25 protein-coding genes are annotated in these 23,885 nt (G+C 66.4%); 11 read left to right on the top strand and 14 right to left on the bottom strand.

From position 1 onward, the window contains the following. Window position 1: 1 nt before the first annotated feature. From BM133_RS25185 to BM133_RS25155, 7 genes are read right to left on the bottom strand one after another with little or no spacing between them, the layout of a single operon-like run. Window positions 2-1,315 carry an amino acid deaminase gene (locus tag BM133_RS25185; protein WP_093440389.1) on the bottom strand — a complete coding sequence of 438 codons (1,314 nt, stop codon included), beginning with the start codon at window positions 1,313-1,315 and terminating at the stop codon, window positions 2-4. Then, a complete protein-coding gene (locus BM133_RS25180) occupies window positions 1,315-2,310 on the bottom strand; it encodes an ABC transporter ATP-binding protein (protein ID WP_093439961.1) in 996 nt (331 codons plus the stop codon). The genes BM133_RS25185 and BM133_RS25180 overlap by 1 nt, the downstream gene beginning before the upstream one ends. After that, window positions 2,307-3,344, bottom strand: coding sequence for an ABC transporter ATP-binding protein (locus BM133_RS25175; protein WP_093439959.1), 1,038 nt, complete (start codon window positions 3,342-3,344; stop codon window positions 2,307-2,309). Before BM133_RS25175 ends, BM133_RS25180 begins: the two co-directional genes overlap by 4 nt. Then, window positions 3,344-4,183 (bottom strand): ABC transporter permease, encoded by an 840-nt coding sequence (locus BM133_RS25170; RefSeq protein WP_093439957.1) that lies wholly within the window; start codon window positions 4,181-4,183, stop codon window positions 3,344-3,346. The genes BM133_RS25175 and BM133_RS25170 overlap by 1 nt, the downstream gene beginning before the upstream one ends. Window positions 4,184-4,195: 12 nt before the next feature. Next, window positions 4,196-5,149 (bottom strand): ABC transporter permease, encoded by a 954-nt coding sequence (locus BM133_RS25165; RefSeq protein WP_093439955.1) that lies wholly within the window; start codon window positions 5,147-5,149, stop codon window positions 4,196-4,198. Beyond that, window positions 5,149-6,405, bottom strand: coding sequence for a lactonase family protein (locus BM133_RS25160; protein WP_093439952.1), 1,257 nt, complete (start codon window positions 6,403-6,405; stop codon window positions 5,149-5,151). The genes BM133_RS25165 and BM133_RS25160 overlap by 1 nt, the downstream gene beginning before the upstream one ends. 16 nt (window positions 6,406-6,421) lie before the next feature. Further along, complete coding sequence (locus BM133_RS25155; protein WP_093440386.1) at window positions 6,422-8,005, bottom strand: ABC transporter substrate-binding protein; 1,584 nt, start codon at window positions 8,003-8,005, stop codon at window positions 6,422-6,424. A gap of 191 nt (window positions 8,006-8,196) precedes the next feature. Between BM133_RS25155 and BM133_RS25150 the strand changes: the two genes are divergently transcribed. Beyond that, window positions 8,197-8,583, top strand: coding sequence for a RidA family protein (locus tag BM133_RS25150; protein ID WP_093439950.1), 387 nt, complete (start codon window positions 8,197-8,199; stop codon window positions 8,581-8,583). Here BM133_RS25150 and BM133_RS25145 read toward each other — a convergent pair whose 3' ends face one another. After that, window positions 8,584-9,174, bottom strand: coding sequence for an ATP-dependent Clp protease proteolytic subunit (locus BM133_RS25145; RefSeq protein WP_093439947.1), 591 nt, complete (start codon window positions 9,172-9,174; stop codon window positions 8,584-8,586). It abuts the gene before it with no gap. An 87-nt stretch (window positions 9,175-9,261) separates the two neighbouring features. Between BM133_RS25145 and BM133_RS25140 the strand changes: the two genes are divergently transcribed. Further along, window positions 9,262-10,026: a sigma-70 family RNA polymerase sigma factor gene (locus BM133_RS25140; RefSeq protein WP_177224937.1), complete on the top strand. Its 765-nt coding sequence runs from the start codon at window positions 9,262-9,264 to the stop codon at window positions 10,024-10,026. Window positions 10,027-10,149: 123 nt separating this feature from the next. On the opposite strand, the gene lolD is transcribed toward BM133_RS25140, so the two are convergent. Continuing rightward, window positions 10,150-10,827: a lipoprotein-releasing ABC transporter ATP-binding protein LolD gene (gene lolD, locus BM133_RS25135; protein ID WP_093439943.1), complete on the bottom strand. Its 678-nt coding sequence runs from the start codon at window positions 10,825-10,827 to the stop codon at window positions 10,150-10,152. Next, window positions 10,820-12,076, bottom strand: a complete 1,257-nt coding sequence (locus BM133_RS25130; protein WP_093439941.1) for a lipoprotein-releasing ABC transporter permease subunit — start codon at window positions 12,074-12,076, stop codon at window positions 10,820-10,822. Before BM133_RS25130 ends, lolD begins: the two co-directional genes overlap by 8 nt. A 169-nt stretch (window positions 12,077-12,245) precedes the next feature. On the opposite strand from BM133_RS25130, the gene BM133_RS25125 reads away from it, so the two are divergent. Beyond that, complete coding sequence (locus BM133_RS25125) at window positions 12,246-13,190, top strand: hypothetical protein (protein ID WP_256219353.1); 945 nt, start codon at window positions 12,246-12,248, stop codon at window positions 13,188-13,190. Further along, window positions 13,187-14,914, top strand: coding sequence for a single-stranded-DNA-specific exonuclease RecJ (recJ, locus tag BM133_RS25120; RefSeq protein WP_093439936.1), 1,728 nt, complete (start codon window positions 13,187-13,189; stop codon window positions 14,912-14,914). Before BM133_RS25125 ends, recJ begins: the two co-directional genes overlap by 4 nt. A 79-nt stretch (window positions 14,915-14,993) precedes the next feature. Here the strand turns inward: recJ and BM133_RS25115 are convergent, their stop codons facing one another. After that, window positions 14,994-15,248 (bottom strand): hypothetical protein, encoded by a 255-nt coding sequence (locus BM133_RS25115; protein WP_143100215.1) that lies wholly within the window; start codon window positions 15,246-15,248, stop codon window positions 14,994-14,996. 423 nt (window positions 15,249-15,671) lie between these two features. Between BM133_RS25115 and BM133_RS25110 the strand changes: the two genes are divergently transcribed. Then, a complete protein-coding gene (locus BM133_RS25110; RefSeq protein ID WP_093439930.1) occupies window positions 15,672-16,064 on the top strand; it encodes a hypothetical protein in 393 nt (130 codons plus the stop codon). On the opposite strand, the gene BM133_RS25105 is transcribed toward BM133_RS25110, so the two are convergent. Genes BM133_RS25105 through BM133_RS25095 form a run of 3 tightly spaced genes read right to left on the bottom strand, consistent with a single transcriptional unit; the run spans window position 16,061 to window position 18,622 of the window. Next, window positions 16,061-17,506, bottom strand: a complete 1,446-nt coding sequence (locus tag BM133_RS25105; protein ID WP_177224936.1) for a sensor histidine kinase — start codon at window positions 17,504-17,506, stop codon at window positions 16,061-16,063. The two genes, BM133_RS25110 and BM133_RS25105, sit on opposite strands and share 4 nt — an antisense overlap. Further along, window positions 17,493-18,137 (bottom strand): response regulator transcription factor, encoded by a 645-nt coding sequence (locus BM133_RS25100; protein WP_177224935.1) that lies wholly within the window; start codon window positions 18,135-18,137, stop codon window positions 17,493-17,495. Before BM133_RS25100 ends, BM133_RS25105 begins: the two co-directional genes overlap by 14 nt. Before the next feature lie 56 nt (window positions 18,138-18,193). Then, a complete protein-coding gene (locus BM133_RS25095) occupies window positions 18,194-18,622 on the bottom strand; it encodes a hypothetical protein (protein ID WP_093439923.1) in 429 nt (142 codons plus the stop codon). A 289-nt stretch (window positions 18,623-18,911) separates the two neighbouring features. On the opposite strand from BM133_RS25095, the gene BM133_RS25090 reads away from it, so the two are divergent. The 6 genes from BM133_RS25090 (at window position 18,912) to BM133_RS25065 (ending at window position 23,881) form a co-directional block, all read left to right on the top strand. After that, entirely contained in the window at window positions 18,912-19,928 is a 1,017-nt protein-coding gene (locus BM133_RS25090; protein WP_093439920.1) for an SDR family oxidoreductase, read from the top strand. A gap of 38 nt (window positions 19,929-19,966) precedes the next feature. Further along, on the top strand, window positions 19,967-20,773 hold the full coding sequence (locus BM133_RS25085; protein ID WP_093439918.1) for an SDR family NAD(P)-dependent oxidoreductase: 807 nt from the start codon (window positions 19,967-19,969) through the stop codon (window positions 20,771-20,773). A gap of 250 nt (window positions 20,774-21,023) precedes the next feature. Next, on the top strand, window positions 21,024-21,206 hold the full coding sequence (locus BM133_RS25080) for a hypothetical protein (protein WP_093439915.1): 183 nt from the start codon (window positions 21,024-21,026) through the stop codon (window positions 21,204-21,206). A 74-nt stretch (window positions 21,207-21,280) separates the two neighbouring features. Beyond that, the gene (locus BM133_RS25075; protein WP_093439912.1) at window positions 21,281-21,973 is read left to right on the top strand and encodes a hypothetical protein; all 693 of its coding nucleotides are present in this window, start codon (window positions 21,281-21,283) and stop codon (window positions 21,971-21,973) included. Then, window positions 21,970-22,704: a 2OG-Fe(II) oxygenase gene (locus BM133_RS25070; RefSeq protein ID WP_093439910.1), complete on the top strand. Its 735-nt coding sequence runs from the start codon at window positions 21,970-21,972 to the stop codon at window positions 22,702-22,704. The genes BM133_RS25075 and BM133_RS25070 overlap by 4 nt, the downstream gene beginning before the upstream one ends. A gap of 10 nt (window positions 22,705-22,714) precedes the next feature. Beyond that, window positions 22,715-23,881, top strand: coding sequence for a PLP-dependent transferase (locus BM133_RS25065; protein WP_093439907.1), 1,167 nt, complete (start codon window positions 22,715-22,717; stop codon window positions 23,879-23,881). Window positions 23,882-23,885: the final 4 nt, after the last annotated feature.

Here is a 23,885-nt window from a genome sequence, read left to right as displayed (position 1 = left end):
GTCAGAAGTGCATGGCGACGGCGTCGCTCACGCGGTAGTCGTTCTCGACCACGGGCATCCAGTGCCATTTGTCGAAGGTGGTGCAGGGGTGCGAGATGCCCAGGCCCACGCGGTCGCCGACCGCCGGCGCCTCGGCCTCTTCGCTCGCGTCCCAGCGCAGGTAGGCGTGCTGGTCGTTGAGCGCGGTGATCTTCCAGCCGGCGGGCACGGCCTCTGCCTCCCGCGCGCCGCGTGCCGCGCGCGCGATGGGCACGGGCATCGAGAGGTCGAAGGAGATGTCGCGCTTGCCCACCGCAAGAATCGCCAGGCCCGGCTCGGGGTGCGATTGCACCGTGGCCCAGACTTCCATCGCGGGACGCAGGCCTTCGCCGCATTCGCAGCCCAGGCGCTCGTCGACTGCACTCACCATGCGCTTGTAGAAGCCGTGGTCGTGCGTGACGTAGCAGCCCGAGCGCAACAGGCCCCGCACCGGCGAGCCCAGCGCGGGCTTCAGGCGCCCGGCCACGAGGTCGAAGATGGCCGAGCCGCCGGCCGAGACCAGCACCTCGTCGGTCTCGAAGAGCTTCTGCGTATCGCAGTGGCGGGCGATGGCTTCCACGCGGTCCATCAACGTGTTCGCATAGGCCGTGTCGGGCTCGCTCACGCCGGTGGCGCCCTGCCCTTCATAGGTCTCGATGCCGACGAGCTTGACCGCATCGCTCGCACGCAATCGCGTGGCGAGCGTCACGGCCTCTTCATGCGTGCGGCAACCGGTGCGCGCGCCTTCGACGCCGATCTCGATCATCACTTCGAACGGCACGCTCGCGGGATGGCGCTTTGCCCAGTCGTCGATGAGCGCGAGCTGCGCGAGCGAATCGACCAGGAACACGATGCGCAGGCCCGCCGTCGCGCTCAGCAGCAACTGGATGCCCGCCAGGTCTTCATCGCTCACCACCTGGTTGGCGATGAGCGTGCGGCGCGCGCCGGCGGCCACGCCCACGGCCAGCTGGGTGACGGTGGCGAAGGTCAGGCCCCACGCACCCGCGTTCAACTGGCGCTGGAAGAGCTGCGGCGACATGCTGGTCTTGCCATGCGGCGCGAGGTCGATGCCCCATTCGCGCACACGCGATTGCATCCATGCGAGGTTGTGTTCGAGTGCCTCGCGCTTGAGCATCGCGAGCGGCAGCGGCAGGTCACCGGCCAGCACGTTCCAGCCGGCGGCGCCGACTTCGCTGCGCAGGCGCGGTGCCTGCGTCCGCGGATAGCCCTTGAAGTTGCTGCCCAGCAGCGGGTCGTTGAAGTCTTTGGTGGCGGCGGTGTCTGTCATGGTCATGATCATGCGGCGATGTTGGAGAGCAGTTCCTTGCGGATGCAGGCGCTGTAGTGTCCGGGAGATATCTCGTCGAGCGATGGCACGGTCTGCGCGCAGGCCTCGATGGCGTGCGGGCAGCGCGTGCGGAACACGCAGCCCGAGGGCGGCGAGATGGGGCTGGGAATGTCGCCCTTGAGCGCGATGCGCTCGGTGGCCATTTCGGGATCGGGCTTGGGGCTCGCGGCCAGCAGCGCCTGCGTGTAGGGGTGCGCGGGGCGCGCGAACAACTCGTCGGTGGTGGCCACTTCCATCACCTTGCCCAGGTACAGCACGACCACGCGGTCGCACAGGTACTCGACCACATCGAGGTCGTGCGAGATGAAGAGCATCGTGAGGCCGAGGCGCTCGCGCAGGTCGGCCAGGAGGTTGATGACCTGCGATTGAATGGACACGTCGAGCGCCGACAGCGGCTCGTCCGCCACGATGAATTCGGGCTCCACCGCGAGCGCGCGCGCCACGCCGATGCGCTGGCGTTGCCCGCCCGAGAACTCGTGCGGAAAACGGCTCGCATGCTCGGCGCGCAGGCCCACGGTTTCCAGCAGTTCGGCGATGCGCTTGTCGCGTGCGGCGGCGCCCTTGTGCAGGCCGTGCGTGGAGAGCGCCTCACCGAGGATCGCGCTGATGCGCATCTTCGGGTTCAGGCTCGCATACGGGTCCTGGAAAATGATCTGCAACTTGCTGCGCAGCTTGCGCATGCGCTCGCCCGAGAGCGCGCCGATGTCTTCGCCGCGGTAGAGCACCTGGCCCTCCGTGCGCTCGACCAGCCGCAGCACGGTGCGCCCGATGGTGCTCTTGCCCGAGCCCGATTCGCCGACCAGGCCCAGCGTCTCGCCGGGCTGGATGGCGAAGGACACGTCATCGACCGCGCGCACCGGACGGTCGCTGCTGCCGAAGTATTTCTTCAGGCCACGGACTTCGATGAGGGGAGAAGAAGAGGAAGAAACGGAAACGGCGGTCATGCGACCCTCGCGAGTGGGGCATCGGGTTGCACGCGAATGCAGCGGGCCTGGCGGCCCTGGCGGATGTCGATGAGCGGCGGGATCGCGGCGCTGCAACCGGCCAGCGCCAGGTCGCAGCGCGGCTCGAAGGCACAGCCGGGCGGCGGCGCGAGCGGGCTGGACACCTGCCCGCGGATCGCGAACAGGCGCTTGGGCTTCGGTTGCCCGGGAACGCGCGCCTTGCCCGGCAGGCACGCCAGCAGGCCCTGCGTGTACGGGTGCTCGGGCTGCGCGAACAGCGGCCGCACAGGCGCGCTCTCGACCACGCGGCCCGCGTACAGCACGACCACGTCGTCCGCATGGTGAGCGACCACGCCCAGGTTGTGGGTGATGAAGAGGATGCTCATGCCCGTCTCGGCCTGCAGCCGGCGCATGAGTTCCAGGATCTGCGCCTGGATGGTCACGTCCAGCGCCGTGGTGGGCTCGTCGGCGATCAGCAGCGTCGGGTCGCAGGCCATGGCCAGCGCGATCATCACGCGCTGGCGCATGCCGCCAGAGAGCTGGTGCGGGTACTCGTGGATGCGCTGCGCCGCGGCCGGAATCTCGACCAGTTCCAGCATGCGCAGCGCATGCGCGAGCGCGGCCTTGCGGTCCAGCCCCTTGTGCAGCCGCACGCTCTCGGCGATCTGCTCGCCGATGGTGAAGACCGGGTTCAGGCTGGTCATCGGCTCCTGGAAGATCATCGACAGCTGGTTGCCGCGCAGCGACCGCATCTCGCGCTCGCCGATCTGCAGCAGGTCGACCGTCTTGCCTTCGCGCGTGACGAAAGAGGCCGAGCCGCTGACCTGCGCGTTCGCGGTCTTGGGCAAGAGGCGCATCAGCGTGAGGCTGGTGACCGACTTGCCCGAGCCCGATTCGCCGACCAGCGCCGTGGTCTTGCCAGGCTGGATCGAGAAGCTCACATCGGCCACCGAGCGGATCAGGCCGTCTTCGGTGGGGAAGCTCGTGCTCAGGTTGCTGACCGTGAGCCTTGGTGTGTTCGTGGGATTCGTCATCACGAGGTCTTCTTCAGCTTGGGGTCGAGCAGGTCGCGCACGCCATCGCCCAACAGTTGCAGCGAGAGCGCCGTGAAGATAATCGCGAGCCCCGGGAACAGCACCACCCAGAAGGCCTGGTGCGCGTACTGCTGGCTGCCCGCGACCATGGTGCCCCAGGTCGGGATCTCGGGCGGCACGCCGACGCCGAGGAACGAGAGCCCCGCCTCGGCCAGGATGGCGTAGGCGAAGATGAACGACACCTGCACGAGGATCGGCGACATCAGGTTCGGCAGGATGTGCCGCCACAGGATGCGCGAGGTGCGCACGCCCAGCGCGCGCACCGCTTCCACGAACAGCAGCTCACGCACCACCAGCGTCGATGCGCGCACCACCCGCGCCACGCGCGGCGTGTACACCAGCACCAGCGCGAGCACGGTGTTCATGAGCGAAGGCCCGAGGATGGCCACGAGCGCGATGGCCAGGAGGATGTCGGGGAACGACATCATCGCGTCGACCACGCGCATCAGCGGCGTGTCGAGACGGCGAAAGAACCCGGCCATCAGGCCCAGCACCGTGCCGGCGATGACCGAGCCCAGCGCGGTGAGCGCCGCGATGGCCAGCGAGTAGCGCGCGCCGTGCACGATGCGCGAATACATGTCGCGGCCCAGCTCGTCGGTGCCCAGCAGGTGCTCGGCGCTCGGCGCCTTCAGTCGGTCGAGCACGGCGGTGTCGTTGGGGTCGATGGAAGCGAACAGCGGCGCGCCGATCGCCATGATCGCGATCACCAGCAGCACCAGCGCGGAGACCATCACGATGCGGCGGTGCATCAGCTGGCGGAGCATTCGTGGCATTTGCATTTTTTTCTTCCCTCAGACCTTCACGCGCGGATCGACGACGGCGTACAGCAGGTCGATGGAGAAATTGATGAGCACGTAGATCGCCGCAATCACGAGCAGCGCACCCTGGATCACCGGATAGTCGCGCCGCAGCACCGCGCTCACCACGAGGTTGCCGACGCCCGGCAACCCGAACACGGTCTCGGTGATGACGGCGCCGCCGATCATCAGCGCGACCGTGAGGCCGATCACCGTGACGATGGGCACCAGTGCATTGCGCAGCGCGTGTTTGAGCACGACCTTGCTTTCGGAGAGGCCCTTGGAGCGCGCGGTGCGCACGTAGTCTTCGCCGAGCACGTCGAGCATGGAGGCGCGCGTGAAGCGGATGATGAGCGCCGAGTTCAACAGGCCCAGCACCGTGGCCGGCAGCACCAGCGAATGCAGCCGCTCGGCCAGCGCCGCGTCGGGCGCGCCGTAGCCCGACACCGGGAACCATCCGAACGACACCGCGAAGATCTGGATGAGCACGATGCCCAGCCAGAAGCTCGGAATGCTGGCGCCTAGCATCGCGACGCCGGTGAACAGCTGGTCGACCACGCGGCCGCGGAACACCGCCGAGACGATGCCGCAGGGCACGCCGATCAGCGCCGCGATGGCCACGGCCATGAGCGCGAGCAGCGTGGTGGGCTCGGCGCGCTCCCACAGCGCCTGCGTCACCGGGCGCTGCAGGAAGATCGAGGTGCCCAGGTTGCCCTGCAGCACTTCGCGCAGCCAGTAGCCGAACTGCACGGGCAGCGGTTTGTCCAGGCCGTATTCCTTCTGCACGCGCGCGATGTCGGCGGCCGTGGCCTGGTCGCCCAGCAGCACCGAGACCGGATCGCCCGAGGCGGCGCGCGTGAGCACGAAGACGATCACCGCCACGAGGGCGAGCACCACCAGCATGCCCAGGGCGCGCGAGGCGATGTAGCGAAGCGAAGCACTTTTCATCACGACGAGAACTCGATGGCGGCGGCACTGCCGACGGCCGCGTACTGACCGGTGAACTGGATGTCGCCCTTCCTCACGCGGAAGACCGTGACGTTGTCGCCCTGCTTGTTGTGGCACACGTAGAGAAAGCGGCCGCTCGGGTCGAGCGTGCAGCTGCGCGGGTAGTTGCCGCGCGTCCACTCCTCGCGCACGAGCGTGGGGGCGCCGGTGCGGGCGTCGATCCTGAAGAGCGAGATCGAATCGTGCAGGCGGTTGAGCGACACGAAGTGCTGGCCGTCCGGCAGCATGCGGATGCCCGAGGCGTAGCTGGTGCCCTTGAAGCCCTGCGGCAGCGCCGAGGTTTCGCTCACCAATGCGAGCACGCCAGTGGCGCCGTCGTAGCGCATGAAGGCGATGGTCGAGGCCTCTTCGTTCACGAGGTAGAACCACTTGCCGTTCGGGTGAAAGATGAAGTGGCGTGCGCCCGAGCTTTCGGAAACCGCGACGGTGCCGGGCTGGCTCAGCACGCCGGTGATGCGGTCGAAGCGGTACGAGATGACGCGATCCAGCCCAAGGTCTGCGACCAGCACGAAGTTGCCGGTCGGGTCGCTGTGCACCATGTGCGCATGCGGACCGTCGTGGTCGCTGGTGGCAAAGCCTTCGTGCGAGCGGGCCGCGGCCGGCACCACGTCGGCGCCCGGCTTGCAGGGCGTGGCGCCGCAGGCCGCGGCGTCCTTGTAGACGACGGCGGCGACGTCCGAATCGAAGCCGCCATCGCTGCGCAGGGCGATCACGCTGACATCGCCGCTCGCGTAGTTCGCGGTGAAGAGAAAGCGGCCATCCGGATGCACGCTGATGTACGCCGGGTCCTTGCCGCCGCACGCCATCTCGGCCACGAACGTCAGCGCGCCGTTCGCACCGATGCGAAAGGCCGAGACCGAACCGGCCTCGAACTCGTTGGCCGCATAGAGCATCGGCAGCTTCGGGTGCCGCGCGAGCGATGCGGGGTTGCGCAGCTTGGCATCGCTGCCCGTGCTGGCAACCGCGGGCGGCGCGCCGGGGATGGGCTTGAGCGCGCCGGTCGCGCCGTCCACCACGAACTGGTGGACGCCCAGGCCGCGCCCGCCGCGCCACGGCTTGCCGCCGTCGCTGTAAGTGCCGACGTAGGCGTACACGGGACCCGTGTTGGCGGCCTGTGCGGTGGAGGCCGTGAGGCCCAAGGCTCCGAGGCCGGAGGCCAGTGCGCTGGCTTGCAGAAGTTGGCGACGCGATGGCATGGCTGTGTCCCCCGGCTTACTTGATCTTCGCGTTCCAGAAGAACGGCCAGGTCGCGGGCGTGTAGTTGTCCAGCGCGGGGCTCTTGGCCGAGAGGCCGTTGAACTTGCCCACGTTGATGTACGGCACCTCGTCGTAGACGACCTGCTGCACCTTGCCCCACAGCGCGCCGCGCTTGGCCGGGTCGCTCTCGACATTGAAGGCCTGCAGCGCCGCCTTCTTGGCGGGCGTGTCCCACCAGCCGGGCGCGCCGTCGCCCAGTTGCGGCGGCGAGAGCATCGGCTCGGGGAACTGGCCCGAGTGGGTCACGTAGATGTCCCAGAGCTTGGCGTCGTTGCGGCGCTGCACCAGCGTGGCCCAGTCGACCACGTTCAGGTCGACCTTGAAGCCGGCGCGCTTCAACTGCTCGGCCATCAACAGCGACATGTTGTAGTGGAAGTCGTACTGGCGGCTGGTGAGCACGCGGATCGGCTCGCCCTTGTAGCCAGCCTTGGCCGCGGCTTCCTTGGCCTTGGGTGCGTTGCGCTCGTTGTAGAGCGTGACGCCGGCCGTGGAGTAGAACGGCGAGCCCTTGGGGAAGTGGTTGCCTTCGGCCACGAAGAAGCGCGTGTCGCCGAAGCCGGCCGCGAGCATTTCGCCTTCGCCGAGCGCGGACTGGATCGCCTGGCGCACGGCCTGGTTGGAAGCCACGCCTTCCTTGGTGTTGAGCACGAGGTACGGGAAGCCGAACGACGGCGTCAGGATCGGCACGGTCTTGCCGCCGGACTTCTCCAGGCGCGGCAGGGCTTCGACCGGCAGCAGGTCGGCAAAGTCGTACTGGCCGGCCAGCGCGCCTTCGACGCGCGTGCTGGCGTTGGGCACGGGCACGAAGCGCAGCTCTTCGATGACCGCTTCGCGCTTGCCGCCGTAGCCGCTCGCGGGCTCCTTGCGCGCCGCGTATTTGTCGAAGCGGGTGAGCAGCACGAACTGGTCGGGGCGGCGCTCCTTGAACTTGTAGGGGCCGGTGCCGACGAAGTCCTTCAGCGGCGAGGCGATGGAGTCCTTGGCCATGATCGCGGCCATGCCGCTGGGGAGCGCGAGCTGCGAGAGCAGCGGCGCATACGGCGCCTTCAGCACGATCTCCACGCCCAGCGGGCCCTTGGCCTTGAGCGTCTCGATTTCCTTGCCCACGGCCTTGCCGCGCGGCGACTGGTCCATCCAGCGCTGCAGGCTCGCCACCACATCGTCGGCGTTGAGTTCGCGGCCGTTGTGCAGCATCACGCCCTTGCGCAGGGTGATGGCGTAGGTCTTGCCGTCGGCGGAGATCTTGGGCATGGTCTCGGCCAGCATCGGCACCACGTTCCACTTGGCGTCGAAGGTGTAGAGCGTCTCGTACACGTGCTGCATGATGGTTCCGACCAGATCGGCCGTGGAGGCCATCGGGTCGAGCGTCTGCGGCTCGGCCACCATCGCGAGCGTGGCGAAGTTGCGCGGGCCCTGCGCATGCGCTTGCTGATGCGGCAGTGCGGCGCACAGCATCGCGAGCAGGGAGGCACCCAGCAGGCTGCGCTTCGACAGCTTGGGCAGGCGCTGGACAAGACCGACGTGAGCGGCGTGGGGCATGGGGAACTCCTTCATGGGGCGGGCGAGGTTTGTGAAAGAAATTTTCTTTTCGGCCCGGACTTTGAAGCAGTATTCATGCCAAATCATCCGTGTTAACCCTTGTTCGAGGGTTATTCTGAAATAGATTTTCAGATTGGATCGATACTTGCGATCCGTTTCCCTTTCATTTCTCTCATTTCAGGAGTCCTCCCATGCCCCTCGAATACCTCGGCGCCCCGCCCGTCGCCTCGGACCGCCAGGCCCGCCCCTTCTCCCCGGCCGTGCGCGCGGGCGATTTCATCTACGTGTCGGGCCAGGTGCCCGCCAATGCCGACGGCGAGATCGTGGTGGGCGGCATCGAGGCGCAGACGCGCCAGGTGATGGAAAACCTGAAGAAGGTGCTCGCGCTGGCCGGCGCCACGCTGGACGACGTGTGCAAGAGCACCGTGTGGCTGCACGACGCGCGCGACTTTGGTGCCTTCAACCGCATCTACATGGGCTACTTCGGCGAGAACAAGCCGGCGCGCTCGACCACCGAGGCACGCCTCATGGTCGATGCCAAGGTCGAGATCGACGTCGTCGCCTACAAGCCGAAGTAACTACTTCAGCTCGGTCTTGCGCTGGATGATGCGCGAGACCAGCCCGTACTCCACCGCCTCCTCGGCCGAGAGCCAGCGGTCGCGCTCGATGTCGGCCAGCACCACGTCGATGTGCTTGCCGGTCTCGCGCGCGATCTCGTGCGCGATGCGCTGGCGGGCCTTGATGATTTCCTGCGCTTGAATGGCGATGTCGGTCGCCTGCCCGCCCGCGCCGCCGCTGGGCTGGTGGATCAAGAAGCGCGTGTTCGGCAGGCACACGCGCCGCTCGCGCGGGGCCGCCAGGAACAGGTGCGTCGCGGCGCTGCCCACCCAGCCGGTGCCGATCATGTTCACCGGCGCGCCGATGAAACGCACGATGTCGTGGATCGCATCGCCCGACTCCAGGTGCCCGCCGGGCGAGCTCACCAGGATGTCGATGGGTTGCTGGTTGTCCGCGTCCAGCGCGATGAGCCGGCGCGTGACGTCGGCGGCCACCGCGTCGGTGATGCTGCCGAAGATCAGCAGCGTGCGCGATTTGAACGCCTTCTCCTCCAGGTAGGAGTTGCGCGGCTCGGCCGTGGCCGCGGGCTTGGTGTCGTCGTCGGTTTCCATGATCAAGAAAAACTCCTGTGGTTGAACTGTCTTGACGAACAAGCCCACAGTTTCGTGACATTGCAGGGGCTGTGGCAAGCTGTGCCGATGCTCGATGAACGCTACCTGTCGCAGTTTCCGGCACATCGCAGCCGGCTCGTGCGTGCCGCGGCACGCCTCCTGGGCAACACGGCCGAGGCCGAGGACGTGGTGCAGGACACCTACCTGCGCGCGCTCGAAGAGGGCGACAGGCCCGCACTCGACGCCGCGCAGGCCTGGCTCACCACCGTGATGCAGCACCTGGCCATCGACCGGCTGCGACGGCGCCACTGGATGCAGCGTTGGCTTCAGGATGCGCAGGCGCTCGCGCCCACACCCGACACTTTCTCCATCGAATCCCACGCAGCGCTGGCGCAAGAGGTCGGACAGGCATTGCGGCTGCTGTCCACGCGGCTGAGTCCCGCCGATGGCGCCGCGGTGCTGCTGCGCGAAGTGTTCGAGGCCAGTTTCAAGGAAATTGCAGAGGCCAGTGGCAAGACAGAGGCGGCTTGCCGTCAGCAGCTGCATCGCGCATTGCTGCGGCTGCGGCAGGACAACAAGGACGCGGGAGACGGCGGCTCTGAAGCGGTCTTCCATGTGTACCGTCAGGCGCTGCACGACTGCGATGCGCGCACGCTGTTCGCGATGCTGCGGCAGCCACCGGCGCGCGTGCTCTCGATGTCGGCTTCGATCGCACCCAGGTCCGATGCACCGCGCGCGATGTGCCAGGTGATGCAGATCGGCGGCCGTCTCGGCCTCGTGCTGACGCTTGGCGGCAAAGTACTGTGCGTGCTGCCGCTGGATGCGCGTCAAGCCGAAGAGGTGTTGCATTAGCGCCTTCCCCCTCTGGGGGAAGGTTGGGATGGGGGCACGCGCGGCCTCCAAGGCTGCATGGCGTCGAACGCCGCTGTGCCCCCACCCCGGCCCTCCCCCGGAGGGGAGGGAGAAAGACAAAGGTCAGCCCGCCAACCGCCCCGCCACCAGCTGCAGCACGCGGTCGCAGCGCTTGGCCAGTTCCTGGTCGTGCGTGACCATCACGAAGGCCGTGCCATGGCGGTGCGCCAGGTCGAGCATCAGCTCGAACACCGTATCGGCCGTGCTGCGGTCCAGGTTGCCCGTGGGCTCGTCGGCCAGCACGCACGCGGGCTGCGTGACCAAGGCGCGCGCGATCGCCACGCGCTGGCGCTCGCCGCCCGAGAGTTCCGCCGGGCGATGGTGAAGACGCTCCCCCAGGCCGACACTGCCGAGGATCTTCGCGGCGGCCTGCGCGGCTTGCGACGATTCGACGCGGCGGATCTTCAGCGGCATCGCCACGTTGTCGAGCGCGCTGAATTCGGGCAGCAGGTGATGGAACTGGTAGACGAAACCCAGGTGCTGGTTGCGCAGCCGCCCCTGCTCCGCGGCATCCGCATGCGCGATGTCTTTGCCGAGCAGTTCGACCTTGCCCGCCGTGGGCGCATCGAGCCCGCCCATCAGGTGCAGCAGCGTGCTCTTGCCGGAGCCCGAGGCGCCGACGATGGCCAGCGTTTCGCCGGCATGCACGTCCAGGTCCACGCCGTGCAGCACGGTGAGGTCGATGCGTCCTTCCTGGAAGCGCTTGGTGAGGCCGCGGGCCTTCAGGACAACTTCACTCATAGCGCAGCGCCTCGGCAGGGTTGACGCGGCTGGCGCGCCAGCTCGGGTACAGCGTGGCCAGGAAGGACAGGATGAGGGAAATGATCGCGATGGGCATGATGTCGCTTTGCTGCGGGTCGCTCGGCATCTTGCTGATCAGGTAGATGTCCTTGGGCAAGAAGCTCGCGTGAAAGAGCTGTTCGAGAAACGGCACGATCACGTCGATGTTGTAGGCGATGCCCAGGCCCAGCAGCAGGCCGGCCACGGTGCCGATCACGCCTACCATCGCGCCCTGCACCACGAAGATGCCCATGATGCTGCGCGGCGAACTGCCCAGCGTGCGCAGGATGGCGATGTCGGCGCGCTTGTCGGTCACCGTCATCACCAGCGTGGAAACCAGGTTGAACGCCGCCACCGCCACGATCAGCGTGAGGATGATGAACATCATGCGTTTCTCGACCTGCACGGCCGCGAACCAGGTCTTGTTCTGGCGCGTCCAGTCGCGGATCAGGAATTCGCCCGGCAGGCTCACGGCCAGCTGGTCGGCCACGTCGCGGGCCTCGTTCAGGTCCTTGAGCTTCAGGCGAATGCCCGTGGGGCCTTCCAGGCGGAACACCTTGGCCGCGTCCTGCTCGTGAACCATGGCCAGCGCCGAGTCGTACTCGTAGTGGCCCGAATCGAAGGTGCCCACCACGGTGAACTGCTTCAGGCGCGGCACCACGCCGGCCGGCGTGACCTGGCCGCCCGGCGCCACCAGCGTGATCTTGTCGCCCGGCTGCACGAAGAGCGATCGCGCGAGCTCGATGCCCAGCACGATGCCGAATTCGCCCGGCACCAGCTTGTCGAAGGTGCCCTTGCTCGCGATGCCGCCGGTGTCAGTCACTTCGGGTTCGAGCTTGGGATCGATGCCGCGCACGATCGCGCCCTTCATGTCCTCGCCGCGCGCGATCAGCGCCTGCGTGTTGATGAAGGGGGCCGCGCCGATGACCTCGGGGTTCTTGCGCGCGGCGGCCATGATGTCGTCCAGGCTCTGCAGCGCCTGGCCGTCGCGCGAGAAAATCTCGATGTGCGACACCACCCCGAGCATGCGGTCGCGCACCTCTTTCTGGAAGCCGTTCATCACACTGAGCACAATGATCAGCGCCGCCACGCCCAGCGCGATGCCGAGCATCGAGACACCGGAGATGAAGGAGATGAAGCCGTTGCGCCGCGTCGCCCGGCCTGCGCGCGTGTAGCGCCAGCCGAGCTGCAGTTCATAAGGGAGTCGCATCAAATTTCCTGCCGGGCCGCCTCAAAGGAAATTTGCCCGCCCTTGGGGGGCAGCGAATACACGAGGTGAGGAGCGAGGGGGTAGGTCATATACGGCGGAATTGTGGCATCACGGAAAGTCGAGGGGCTTCCGGGACAATAGAGGGATGGCCGAACACCCCCCACGTCACTTGTTGATCCCCTTCGCCGGCCGCGGTTCCCCGGCGTGCCGGGCGGCATTGCCGGCTCTGAAGCTCCCGAACCTCGAATCCCTGCTCTCCCGCCTCAGCCTCGCGGACACCGACACGCAAGACGAAAGCACGCGCTCGCCTCCGCACGAGAGAGCGCTCGCCAAGGCGCTGGGCATCGCCGCCGCCGATGGCTGCATCCCCTGGGCCGCGCTCGAAGCCCGCCAGGCCGGCCTCGCCACCCCCGACGACACCGAAGGCTGGGGCGTCGTCACGCTGTGCAACTGGCAGGTCGGCATCGACGACGTGGCGCTGGGCGATCCGGCCGCCATCGAGATCGATGGTGCCGAATCGGCTGCGCTGCTCGATGTGGCGCGGCCGTTCTTCGAAGAAGACGGCATCGCGCTGCATGCCTCCCCCACGCCCGGCCGCTGGCTCGCCCGCGCGCGCATCTTCGATGGCCTCGCCACCGCCTCCATCGACCGCGCGGTGGGCTACCCGATCTCGCAGTGGTCGCCGCTGGGCGATTCGGCGCGGCCGCTGCGCCGGCTGCAGAACGAGATGCAGATGCTGCTCTACACGCAGCGCGTGAACGACGACCGCGCCGCGCGCGGCGTGCCGCCGATCAACTCCTTCTGGCTCAGCGGCACCGGCGCGTTGAAAGGCGCCACGCCCGCAGCGGCAGCGCCCGCGCCAGCCGTGAGCGACGCGCTGCGCGTGTCGGCCCTGCGCGACGACGGCGCCGGCTGGGCCGAGGCCTGGCAGGCGCTCGACGCGGGCGACATCGCCTCGCTGCTGGCCGACTACACGCGCGGCGCCGAAGTCGCGCTCACCCTCTGCGGCGACCGCGCCGCGCAGCGCTACACCGTGCAGCAACGCGGCCTCGCGCGCTGGGCGAGCAGCCTGTTCAACCGCACGCGCGCCGCCACGGTGCTGGGGGCGCTGTGAAGATCATCGCCCGCGACATTCCCCCGCGCACCGTCTGGGCGCTCGAGCAGGCCGGCGTGCACCCGCTGCTCGCGCGCCTGTTTGCCGCGCGCGGCGTCATGGCCAAGGACGAGCTGGACGACGGCCTCGCCCGCCTGCTGCTCCCCGACACCCTGCGCGGCACGCGCGAAGCCGCCGTGCTGCTGGCCGACGCGATGGCGCAGGACAAGCGCCTGTGCATCGTCGCCGACTACGACTGCGACGGCGCCACCGCGTGCGCGGTCGGCGTGCGCGGCCTGCGCCTCCTGGGCGCCAAGCACGTGAGCTACCTCGTGCCCGATCGCGTGGTCGACGGCTACGGCCTCACGCCGCCCATCGCCGAACGCGTGGCCGACAGCGGCGCCGACATGCTGATCACCGTGGACAACGGCATCGCCAGCGTCGAGGGCGTGGCGGCTGCGAAAGCGCGCGGCCTGCAGGTGCTGGTGACCGATCACCACCTGCCCGGCCCCGAACTGCCGGTGGCCGATGTGCTGGTGAATCCGAACCAGCCGGGCTGCGAGTTCGAGAGCAAGAGCATCGCGGGCGTCGGTGTCATGTTCTACGTGTTGCTCGCGCTGCGCTCCGAGTTGCGCACGCGCGGCGTGTTCGACGTGGCCACGCAGCCCAAGCTCGATGCGCTGCTGCCGCTGGTCGCGCTGGGCACCGTCGCCGACGTGGTGAAGCTGGACGCCAACAACCGCCGCCTGGTCGCGCAGGGCCTGCGCCGCATCCGCGCGGGCGCGATGCCCGCGGGCGTGGCCGCGCTCTTCAAGGCCGCGGGCCGCACGGCGTCGGCGGCCACCACCTTCGACTTCGGCTTTGCGCTCGGCCCGCGCATCAACGCGGCGGGGCGCCTGGCCGACATGACGCTGGGCATCGAGTGCCTGCTGACCGACGATGCGGGCCGCGCCGACGAACTCGCGCGCATGCTCGACGGCATCAACCGCGAGCGGCGCGACATCGAGGGCGGCATGCGCGACCAGGCGCTGCTGCTGGCCGAATCGCTCTTCGCCGCCGACGACAGCGGCAACGGCATCGCAGCCCCGCCGGCCGCCATCAGCGTGTTCGATGCGAACTTCCACGAAGGCGTGGTCGGCATCGTGGCCTCGCGCATCAAGGATCGATTTCATCGCCCGACATTCGTGTTCGCCGCGAGCGGCGCGCCGGGCAAGGAGCAGGAGCTCAAGGGCTCGGGCCGGTCGATTCCGGGCTTTCATTTGCGCGATGCGCTGGACCTGGTGGCCAAGCGCCATCCGGGCGTGCTGCTGCGTTTCGGCGGGCATGCGATGGCGGCGGGCTGCACCGTGGCACGCGAGCATTTCAAGACCTTCGAGCAGGCGCTCGCGCAGGTGGCCGGCGAGTGGCTGGCCGTGGCCGCGCTCACGCGCCAGATCGAGACCGACGGGCCGATCGCGCGCGAGTACATGCGCATCGACTTGGTGGACACGCTGCACCGCGAGGTGTGGGGCCAGGGCTTTGCGCCGCCGACCTTCAGCGAGGACGTGGAAGTGGTGTCGCAGCGCCTCGTCGGCGAGAAGCACCTGGCGCTCAAGCTGCGCCACCAGGGCCAGCCCATCGATGCGATCTGGTTCAGCCACACCGAGCCGTTGCCGCCGAAAGTGAAGCTCGCGTTCCGCCTGGATGCGGACGAATGGCAGGGCGTGCGGCGCCTGCGCTTCCTGGTCGAGGGGGCGGAGTTCTAGAGGCGTTTCTAGAGGCGTTCTTGCGAACCGGGCCTACCTGGTCGGAGGGGGGAGACTGCGTTTCGCCGCGTCGGCGGTCTCATTTCATGCACGCGCACGCCGGCGGACTCCAACCCATCGCGTGCTCGATCAGCGCACCGGGCGACCGGCTGCACCCGCACTCCACCGGGTCGTCGCACATGCAGATCATCGACACCACGAACGCACAGCTGTAGACGGCGACCACGCACACGCCGATGAGAAAACCCGCCGCCCTGCGGCTGGCTTCCGTCGCACGCCAATGCGCCTGCCGGGCCTCGGAATTCCGGATCAGCAGCCGATCGATGTCCATCACGTCCACCCCCCTCCTCACAGCACCTCCCTGTCCCGCAAGCCAGCCGCACCGAGGCGATCGCTCTCCCGCCCGTGGACGGAAACAGTCGTCACGCTCCCTCCCAGGATCATTGCCCTCGATGCGGCCTGCATTGCTTTCACTCCCGCGCCATCCGATGAGGCGCACCCAGGGACTTTAGTGAAAACTAAATTTCAAACAACTAATGACTAATACCAGTCGCAGCGCGCCAATGACGCAATTGCCGGAGGCTGAAAGTTCGATGTTTGACCGATCGGTAAAACTTCCGTGTACGCGACTTCCCGCAACACCAGTGAATTCTGCGTATTCCCTCCGGCGGACTGCGATGCTGCAATGGACACATGTCAAAAGCGTTGTCCGCGCCCGCTTTTGCGTTTTCAACGATGGCGCGAGTCCCAGGGATGAATGGCAAAGAGCCCGCAACAATCGAAAGCCCCGTATCTGTCGCCGCTGGCCGCGGACATCGAAGCCGAGTTCGGCTCGCTGCGGCACGTCAAGGGCGAAGGGGGACCGTTGTCGGCCGCCAGGCTCGATGCATTGCGCATTGCATTGGAGCAGGCTGCAGGGAATTTACCGAAGGCGCTGCACCGGGGTTTCCACAGCAATTGCACGGAAAGATTGAAGGCGCATTTCGGTTGCGATTACCGCGAAATAGCCGAAAGCCAATTCCAGGAAGCCGTGGCGGTGATCGGCCAGCAGATTGCCGAGGCACGCCATCGCGTCGACAAATTGGCCATTGAATTGCCGCGCACCGAAAATCGCCGCTGGCGCGTGACGTTTTTCGACCTGGCCGGTTAATCGCCGGAAACCGTACCGATCACGAATTCCCGGGGAATGAGAATCCTGAAAAGCGTACCCCGGCCCATGATGGATTTGACTTCGATGCGGTAATTCAGGCGCGCAGCAAAACGCTTGACGATGGCCAGGCCCAATCCAACGCCCTTGGCGCGGCCCTGGTCGCTGGAATCTTCCTGGTGGAAGGCATCGAATATCCGCTGCTGCGCTTCGGGCTTGATGCCGTTGCCCTGGTCCCAGACTTCGATGGACACGCCCCTTGACGTCTTGCGGGCACACACCAATACGCCGCCCTTGGTGTATTTGAGCGCATTGGACACCAGGTTCTCCAGCATCCGCAACAGCATGGAGGCATCGGTTCCTATGGTGATGCGGGCCATGTGAAAGCGCAATTGCACGCCGTTCTGCTCCGCGATTTTCTCGAAATGAAGATCCAGCTTCTGGAACAGCGATTGAATCTCCGTCGCCCGGATCTTCACGCCCGCATCGAGCGATTCGATCCGCGCGAATTCCAGGATATTGTTGATATAGACCTGCAGCGCATCGACTTCCTGGCCCAGCCGGTCGAGCGTGGATTCCGCTGATTGATTCGCCTTGGTGGCCGCCATGGCGGACAGCACCCACAATTTGGCGGCATGCAGCCGCTGCTGGAAATCGTGGCTCGCGCCGGCAAAGAATTCGGAGCGCGTGTCCAGGGTCTTGTAGGCCGTGTCCTTCAGGCGTTCCAGCTTGCTGTTGGCGGTTTCGAGCGCAACCACCAATTGGCTGGTTTCGCGGGTGCGCTCGAGCTGGTCGTTGAGCTGGCGGATGGCAATGAAGATATTGAGCCAGAGCACGGCCAGCACACCCACATCGAGCGCCACGATCACCGGAAAGCTCGCCACCCCGTTCGAATACAGGCTGATGGAAAAAGCGCCCCACAGCACGCTGTTGTAGATGACCACCGCCAGCGGCGTGACCGGCCACATGCCGGTCATCGACACGCTGATGCTGAGCAGGCCGATGCACATGATCAATTCGCGCACGGTGAGCACCGGTCCCGCGAACAATTTGATGGTCCAGATCCAATACAGGCACGCAATGACGCTGATGGTGAGCGGAATCAATTTCAGCCAGAGCGATTTCTTGACAATGGCCGGCGGCAATTGCGTCAATGGCCAGAAGAGGCTGACGCGCACAATCCACGTCACGACCGAAACCGCCAGCCATATCCACATGGAGGTCGAGGTGAGAACGGGAGCGCTCGCTTCGGCCACCAGCAAACCGAGCACGGTGATCCAATAAGCGATTTGCTGGACGACGAATTGCCGCTCCGCCAGATGCCGGTGCGCCAGCGTCACATTGATCAGGGAGCGCGAAACCTTGCCCTGGTTTTCCATGAGCGATTCGTCGATCGCCCCGGCATTGTTTGCGATATTGCGGCGAAAATTTTCAAGCATTTCCATCGCTGCTCCTTGCGGCAAAGCCTGCGAGGAGACCCAGTTGCAATGCCTTCTGGACGGCATGCGCGCGCGATTTGACGCCCAATGCCTCCATGGCGGAGTCGATGTGGTAATTGACCGTTCCGGGATGCAATGACAGCAATCGCGCAATTTCCTTGGTGGAATGCCCGGCGCCGACGAATTCAAGGCATTGGCATTGGCGGTTGGTCAGCCGGATGGCGCCCGAATCCCCGCCGAGGTCGGGAATATCGGGAAATACCTTTTCGCCCGCAATGGCTTTTTCGAGGCTGGCCTCGAGCTCCTTGATTTCAATGGCCTTGAGAATGTAGCCCTGGAATCCGCTGGCCTTGGTTTGCGCGATGTAATCGGCCCGGTACGTTCCGGTCAGGATGCAGGTGGAGCCCTCCTTGCCCATTTTCTTGATTTCCATGGCCAGGGAAAGGCCGACGGCACCGGGCACATCCAGATCCAGAAGAATAAGGCCCCAGCGGTCGGGCGTCGCCTTCAATGCGAGCAGCGCCTTTTCGGCGCTGTTGCAGATCTCGATATTGGCGACGTGGGGGCTGCGCGCAATTTTTTCCGCAGTCGCCTCCGACACCAGAGGCTGGTCTTCTACAAATAACACGTTGATCATTGACATTTCCGACGGGTATTTCTTGTTTTTTTAGGGAGATTTGAAAATCGGGAAATTCATGAATTCCAGTTCCTGTTGCCCGGCCCACTGTCCAGCAGCGTGACCAGCGCCGTGCCCAATTCCGGCAGCGGCTTGCGCGCGAACGCGCCGATGACCGAGGCGATGACTTCGCGCTGGTCCGAGGGCACGGCCTGCAGGAACTGCGCGAGCCGGTCGATCACGGTCTGCAGGGACACCGCGGCGGCGCCGCCCTGCGGGTCCAGCGGCGGATGGAGGATCGGGTCGCCCTCGATCTTCAGGCGCTCCTGCCAGTTGCGGGCGCTTCGCTCGCCCAGCGGGGCGCTGGAGCCCTTGGCAATCAATTGGGAGAGGTAGCTCATGTGGGACGGCGTGAGGCCGTACTTGGCGGCGACCTTGCCATAACCGCCCTCGCCGTCAATAAAGCGGCGCAGCGCTGCACGACGGGCTTCGGTCAGTTCATCCATTGCAATACTTTACTAAAGATCACTAAGTCAACTGGGAAAAATAACTGATGACCTATGGCTCAAAAGCCGCGCCGTGGCGGCGCTGAATTGACTACTTTTTATTTATAAAAAACTTGCTTCGCGGCAAGCCGGTGCTTGGTTTGGGGGGCGCTTGCAGGGGGCAAGCGCCTGTCGTGGCGGGCGCAGGTTCGGGACACATTCCTACGCACGCCGGGCTGCGGCGTTCTACGGTGGTTTCTCCAAGGCACCAATCCGACAGACAACCCCACCGACAACAGGAGCACCGTCCATGGCATCCACCCGCACCACCCCGAAGCCGAAGGCGCACAAGACCACCGAGGTCGCCGGCCGGCACCGCGCCGTGCAGCGCGCGCAGGATGCGAAGGACCGCGCGAAGCCTGCCGCCGATTCATCCAAGAAGAAGGAACAACCCGTGCAGGCCGGCCCGCGGCCGCAGCCGGCCAACCCGGTTCCCGCGCAGCACCTGCCCAAGCCGGGCCACGAGGCCGACATGGCGCTGCGCCCGCGCTTCGAGGCGCCCGACTACCAGGGCAGCAACAAGCTCAAGGGGATGAGCGCGCTCATCACGGGGGCCGACTCGGGCATCGGGCGCGCGGTGGCGGTGCTCTATGCGCGCGAAGGCGCGGACGTGGCCATCGTCTACCTGGAGGAAGACGCCGATGCCGAGGAGACCCGGCGCCACGTGGAGGCCGAAGGCGCGCGCTGCGTGCTGATCCGGGGCGACGTGCGCGATCCGGCCTTCTGCCGCGAGTCCGTGGCGCGCACGGTGAAGGCGTTCGGCAAGCTGGACATCCTGGTGAACAACGCGGCGTTCCAGTTGCATGCCGCGTCCATCGAGGACATCACCGACGAGCGGCTGGACCTCACGCTGCGCACCAACGTTTTCGGCTATTTCCAGATGGCGCGCGCGGCCGTGCCGCACCTGGGCAAGGGCAGCTCGATCATCAACACCGGCTCGGTCACGGGCCTGGAAGGCAGCGCGCAGCTGCTGGACTATTCGACCACCAAGGGCGCGATCCACGCCTTCACCAAGTCGCTGGCGAGCAACCTCATCGCCAAGGGCATCCGCGTGAACGCCATCGCGCCCGGCCCGGTGTGGACGCCGCTGAACCCGGCCGACCGCTCCGCCGAGGAGGTGCAGGATTTCGGCAAGGACACCGACATGAAGCGCCCCGCGCAGCCCGAAGAGCTGTCGCCCGCCTACGTGTTCCTCGCCGCGCCGAGCTGCGCCGGCTACATCACCGGCATCGTGCTGCCCGTGACGGGGAGCGTGGGCGCGGTGTGAGCGCCGCTCGTTTCAATCAACCCCTGCAGGAGACCCACATGGAAACCACAGACCTTCGCCCGCTCGCCGTGGTGACGGGCGCCTCGTCCGGCATCGGATTTCAACTGGCGCTGCTCGCGGCGCGCAACGGCCATGACCTCTTGATCGGCGCCGACGAGCCGCTGGAGCAGGCCGAAACGGAGCTGCGCGTGCTGGGCGCGAACGTGACCTCGGTGCGCGCCGACTTCGCCACGCGCGACGGCGTGGACGCGCTCCTGGCCGCCGCAGAGGGCCGGCCCATCGACGCGCTGTTCGCCAATGCGGGCCACGGCCTCGGGCACGGCTTTCTCGACCAGGACTTTCATGACGTGCAGCACGTGATCAACACCAACATCACCGGCACCATCTACCTCGTGCAGTGCGTGGGGCGCCAGATGCGCGAGGCGGGCCAGGGCCGCATCCTGATCACCGGCTCGATCGCGGGCTTCCAGCCGGGGAGCTTCCAGGCGGTCTACAACGGCAGCAAGGCCTTCATCGATTCCTTCGCGATGGCGCTGCGCAACGAGTTGAAGGGCACGGGCGTGTCGGTGAGCTGCCTCATGCCTGGTGTGACCGACACCCACTTCTTCGCGCGCGCCGACATGCTGGATACGCGCGTCGGCCAGCAGAGCGACAAGGCCGATCCGGCGGACGTGGCCAGGGCCGGCTTCGAGGCGATGATGAAGGGCGAGAGCGGCGTGATCGCGGGGTGGCGCAACAAGATGCAGGTGGCGCTGTCGCGGGTGATGCCAGGGCCCAAGCTGGCGGAGCAGCACCGGAAACTGGCGGAGCCGGGGAGTGCGGAGCGGAAGACGGCGTTGTCGTAGCCGTGGCCGGTCGATTTGGGAGGGCATTTTCATAGAATGAAATTCGCCCCATCGATTTTTGCGACGCACGGGAGCTCGCTCAAAGCGCGCTAAACAAATCCGCATCCAGGCGGATATGTTGCCTAAGCACAAGCAAAACCCTTGGCTTCACAGCGGGACGCCTGTCGCCGACGAATCAGATTCGCACTGAGTCGCTGGTGGCACGAGGCGTTCCCTGTGCTTTCATCGTCAATTCACTTCTGGAGCATCCATGAGCACCACGGTCCAAAACCCAGCCGGCATCACCCAGTCGAGCAAGGGCTCGATGTCTCAGGCAGCAAAAGCCGCCTGGACGGTCAACTTCACCACGCCGGCCCCCAAGGCCATGCCGGCTGACCGCCTGAAGGCCCGCGCCGAATTGGTGCGCAACGCCTTGTCCACCGGAACGTATTGAGTTGAGAGCGCACGGCTCGGCAGCCCGAGGCTGCCGAGCAGCCATCGCCAAGACAATGGCCAAGCCAGGAATCGATGTATCTCCACAATCGCCTCTACCAGCCGCTCGCCCAGATCGATGACGCCGCATGGCAGACGCTGCTCGAGCGCCACGGCTTCTGGGAAGAATTTGGCGTGATGCTGGACGCCGACCATCAGGACATCGCCTTCCACATCCTGATGCACGAAGGCGAAATCGCTCACTCCAAGACCATGGCGGATGCCAACTTCGAGTTCGACGCGGTCGCCATCTCATCCGAGGTTTTCAAGGATCCGGTCCTCTGCGAGCAGATCGATCGCTGGTCCGCCATGCACGCGGCCAACTACGGCTGCGGCGTCACCACCAAGATGGGGCTGTACGTCGTCCGGGCCGGCGGAACGCTCGGCTTTCATGTCGATGGACCGGTCTTCCTTCGCGGTGCCAGGGTCGACCTGTCGCTGGAGCCCATACAGCGCGGCCTGATGGAAGCCCAGGCATCGCACCGCACGATCCTGCCGCTGCGCTTCAATCCGGAAGACGACTTCATGCTGTGCGGCTATCGCGCACCGCTCAAGCGCGGCGAGCTGTTCGAGTTCAGCAACGTGCTGCCGCATGCCTACTTCAACAAGGGCACGGAACACACGGTGCTGCTGGTAACGACCTATCTGCAGGAAGACCTGCTGCCGGCGGAAGCGACCTATGCCGGTGCCGCGGCGATCCCGCAGGCAGTCACTGAACCGATTCAATGACCTACAGATTCCTCCCTCCTCGCCTGAGCAAGGCGACCATCGAAGACTGCAGCGCGCCCGCATGGCGGCTGAGCCCCGAGGTCCCGCTCGTCACGCAGCTGAATGCCGAAACCTGCCGAAGCCTGGCCGAGGTGGTGATAAAGGCGCACGAAGCGGGGCAAAGCTGGGAATCGAGAACGCGCTACGCCGGCCTCACGCCATGGAATGTCAACAACAAGTTCCGGAGCTCGAAGAATCTCCCGACTTCGTTGCCATCGCTGTCGGCGGGCTATGACGCACTGCATGCATATGCCCACGACGCAGTTGCCGGCATGGGCCTGGGTGCCGAAACCCATGAATTGACCGCCGTGGACGAGCAGTGCCTGGTCTACCAGACGGGCGACCACATCGGCGACCATGCCGACGACAGCGCGCTCGCCGCCAATGAAGCAGGCGACGCCGAATGGAGTGTCATCAAGCCCGACAGGCATCTGGTGGGCATCCTCTGGCTCACCACGCAAACCCCGCAAGGCACCGGGAGGCACGAGTTCGCGGGCGGCACGTTCCGCTTCAACTCGCTGGTTCATCAGGAAACAGGCGAGCCGCTGGACATCCGGCCCACGGCCGGCAGCATGATCGTCTTTCCGGCCAACCCCTGGTTCAGGCACGAGGTGCTGACCGTGACCGCGGGCACGCGCGTCGCGCTCACACGATGGTGGAAGGCATCGCCGATCCGTGGCGCGTCCCGATAAAAGCGCCGCGATGACCGTGGCGCCGCGGACGGCGCTTCTTCATGGAGAACGCTGGCCAACGGCGGACTTCGAAGGCATGCAGCCCGGCATCTTCAATGCGGCGACGGTCGTGTTCGCGGACATGGCCGCTTTCCGCGCCCGCGACTGGACCCGCAAGGACAGGTTCATCTACGGCCCCCACGGGACGCCGACCACCTTCGAACTCGAAGCGCGGATCGCACGGCTCGAAGGCGGAAACAACAGCCTCCTGTGCCCCAGCGGACTGAGCGCGATCACGCTGGTCTACATGGCGTTGCTCAAGCCCGGCGACGAGTTGCTCGTCCCGATCAACGTCTACTCGGCCAACCGGGCCTTCATCGCCCGCGAACTGGTGGAATGGGGCGTGCAGGTACGGCTGTACGACCCGACGGACCTGGAGAGCCTGGCGTTCTCCGACGCCACGAAGCTGGTGTGGATCGAAGCGCCATGCGCGATCACCTTCGAATTCCCGGACATCCCGGCCATCACCGCCCGCACCCGCGATGCGGGGGTGCTGAGCGCCATCGACAACACCTGGGGCGCCGGCATCGCGCTGCGGCCGTTCGATTTCCAGGTCGACATCTCGGTCCAGTCGCTGAGCAAATTCGCCAACGGCAGCGGCGACGTGGTGATGGGGGCGGTCACCTGCGCGCAGCAGGAGGTCTACGACATCCTGAAGCTCTGCGCGATGCGGCTGGGCCTCGCCGTGTCCGGCAACGATGCCGCATCGGTTCTCAAGGGGCTCGATACGCTCGCGCTTCGCTACCACGCGCAGGACGCCACGACCCGCCAGCTCGTCAACGCTCTTCGAGGCAACGACACCTTCGAAGAAGTCTTGCATCCCAGCCTCGAAAGTGCGACCGGCCATGCGTTCTGGCAGCGCGACTGCAGCGCCGCCGCGGGCATCTTCAGCCTCGTGTTCGGCGACGCCTTCGCCCAGTCCGACGTCGATCGCTTCATTGATGCGCTGCAGCTGTTCAAGATCGGCTTCGGCTGGGGAGGACCGCGTAGCCTCGTGCTCTCTCATGGGCGCTCCGTGGCCAGCATCAAGCCGCTGCACGGCGAACTCGTGCGCTTCAGTGTCGGGCTGGAGGCGGCCGAAGACCTGCTGGCCGATATCACCCAGGCGCTTCGGATGCTCCCGAAGACCGCCTCCTGACTTC

The organism is Variovorax sp. 770b2 (assembly GCF_900115685.1).
GTDB lineage: Bacteria > Pseudomonadota > Gammaproteobacteria > Burkholderiales > Burkholderiaceae_C > Variovorax.
Note: the sequence above shows the minus strand (reverse complement) of the source record. Positions and strands in the feature narration are given on the sequence as shown.

Excerpts from the sequence above, each read along its gene's own strand:
- BM133_RS25100 (WP_177224935.1), bottom strand. The coding sequence starts at position 18,137 with ATGATCAACGTGTTATTTGTAGAAGACCAGCCTCTGGTGTCGGAGGCG.
- BM133_RS25130 (WP_093439941.1), bottom strand. The coding sequence starts at position 12,076 with ATGCGACTCCCTTATGAACTGCAGCTCGGCTGGCGCTACACGCGCGCA.
- BM133_RS25165 (WP_093439955.1), bottom strand. The coding sequence starts at position 5,149 with ATGAAAAGTGCTTCGCTTCGCTACATCGCCTCGCGCGCCCTGGGCATG.
- BM133_RS25065 (WP_093439907.1), top strand. The coding sequence starts at position 22,715 with ATGACCGTGGCGCCGCGGACGGCGCTTCTTCATGGAGAACGCTGGCCA.
- lolD (WP_093439943.1), bottom strand. The coding sequence starts at position 10,827 with ATGAGTGAAGTTGTCCTGAAGGCCCGCGGCCTCACCAAGCGCTTCCAG.
- BM133_RS25170 (WP_093439957.1), bottom strand. The coding sequence starts at position 4,183 with ATGCAAATGCCACGAATGCTCCGCCAGCTGATGCACCGCCGCATCGTG.
- BM133_RS25150 (WP_093439950.1), top strand. The coding sequence starts at position 8,197 with ATGCCCCTCGAATACCTCGGCGCCCCGCCCGTCGCCTCGGACCGCCAG.
- BM133_RS25085 (WP_093439918.1), top strand. The coding sequence starts at position 19,967 with ATGGAAACCACAGACCTTCGCCCGCTCGCCGTGGTGACGGGCGCCTCG.
- BM133_RS25075 (WP_093439912.1), top strand. The coding sequence starts at position 21,281 with ATGTATCTCCACAATCGCCTCTACCAGCCGCTCGCCCAGATCGATGAC.
- BM133_RS25080 (WP_093439915.1), top strand. The coding sequence starts at position 21,024 with ATGAGCACCACGGTCCAAAACCCAGCCGGCATCACCCAGTCGAGCAAG.
- BM133_RS25175 (WP_093439959.1), bottom strand. The coding sequence starts at position 3,344 with ATGACGAATCCCACGAACACACCAAGGCTCACGGTCAGCAACCTGAGC.
- BM133_RS25160 (WP_093439952.1), bottom strand. The coding sequence starts at position 6,405 with ATGCCATCGCGTCGCCAACTTCTGCAAGCCAGCGCACTGGCCTCCGGC.
- BM133_RS25105 (WP_177224936.1), bottom strand. The coding sequence starts at position 17,506 with ATGGAAATGCTTGAAAATTTTCGCCGCAATATCGCAAACAATGCCGGG.
- BM133_RS25090 (WP_093439920.1), top strand. The coding sequence starts at position 18,912 with ATGGCATCCACCCGCACCACCCCGAAGCCGAAGGCGCACAAGACCACC.
- BM133_RS25095 (WP_093439923.1), bottom strand. The coding sequence starts at position 18,622 with ATGGATGAACTGACCGAAGCCCGTCGTGCAGCGCTGCGCCGCTTTATT.
- BM133_RS25180 (WP_093439961.1), bottom strand. The coding sequence starts at position 2,310 with ATGACCGCCGTTTCCGTTTCTTCCTCTTCTTCTCCCCTCATCGAAGTC.
- BM133_RS25140 (WP_177224937.1), top strand. The coding sequence starts at position 9,262 with ATGCTCGATGAACGCTACCTGTCGCAGTTTCCGGCACATCGCAGCCGG.
- BM133_RS25110 (WP_093439930.1), top strand. The coding sequence starts at position 15,672 with ATGGCAAAGAGCCCGCAACAATCGAAAGCCCCGTATCTGTCGCCGCTG.
- BM133_RS25155 (WP_093440386.1), bottom strand. The coding sequence starts at position 8,005 with ATGCCCCACGCCGCTCACGTCGGTCTTGTCCAGCGCCTGCCCAAGCTG.
- BM133_RS25070 (WP_093439910.1), top strand. The coding sequence starts at position 21,970 with ATGACCTACAGATTCCTCCCTCCTCGCCTGAGCAAGGCGACCATCGAA.
- BM133_RS25145 (WP_093439947.1), bottom strand. The coding sequence starts at position 9,174 with ATGGAAACCGACGACGACACCAAGCCCGCGGCCACGGCCGAGCCGCGC.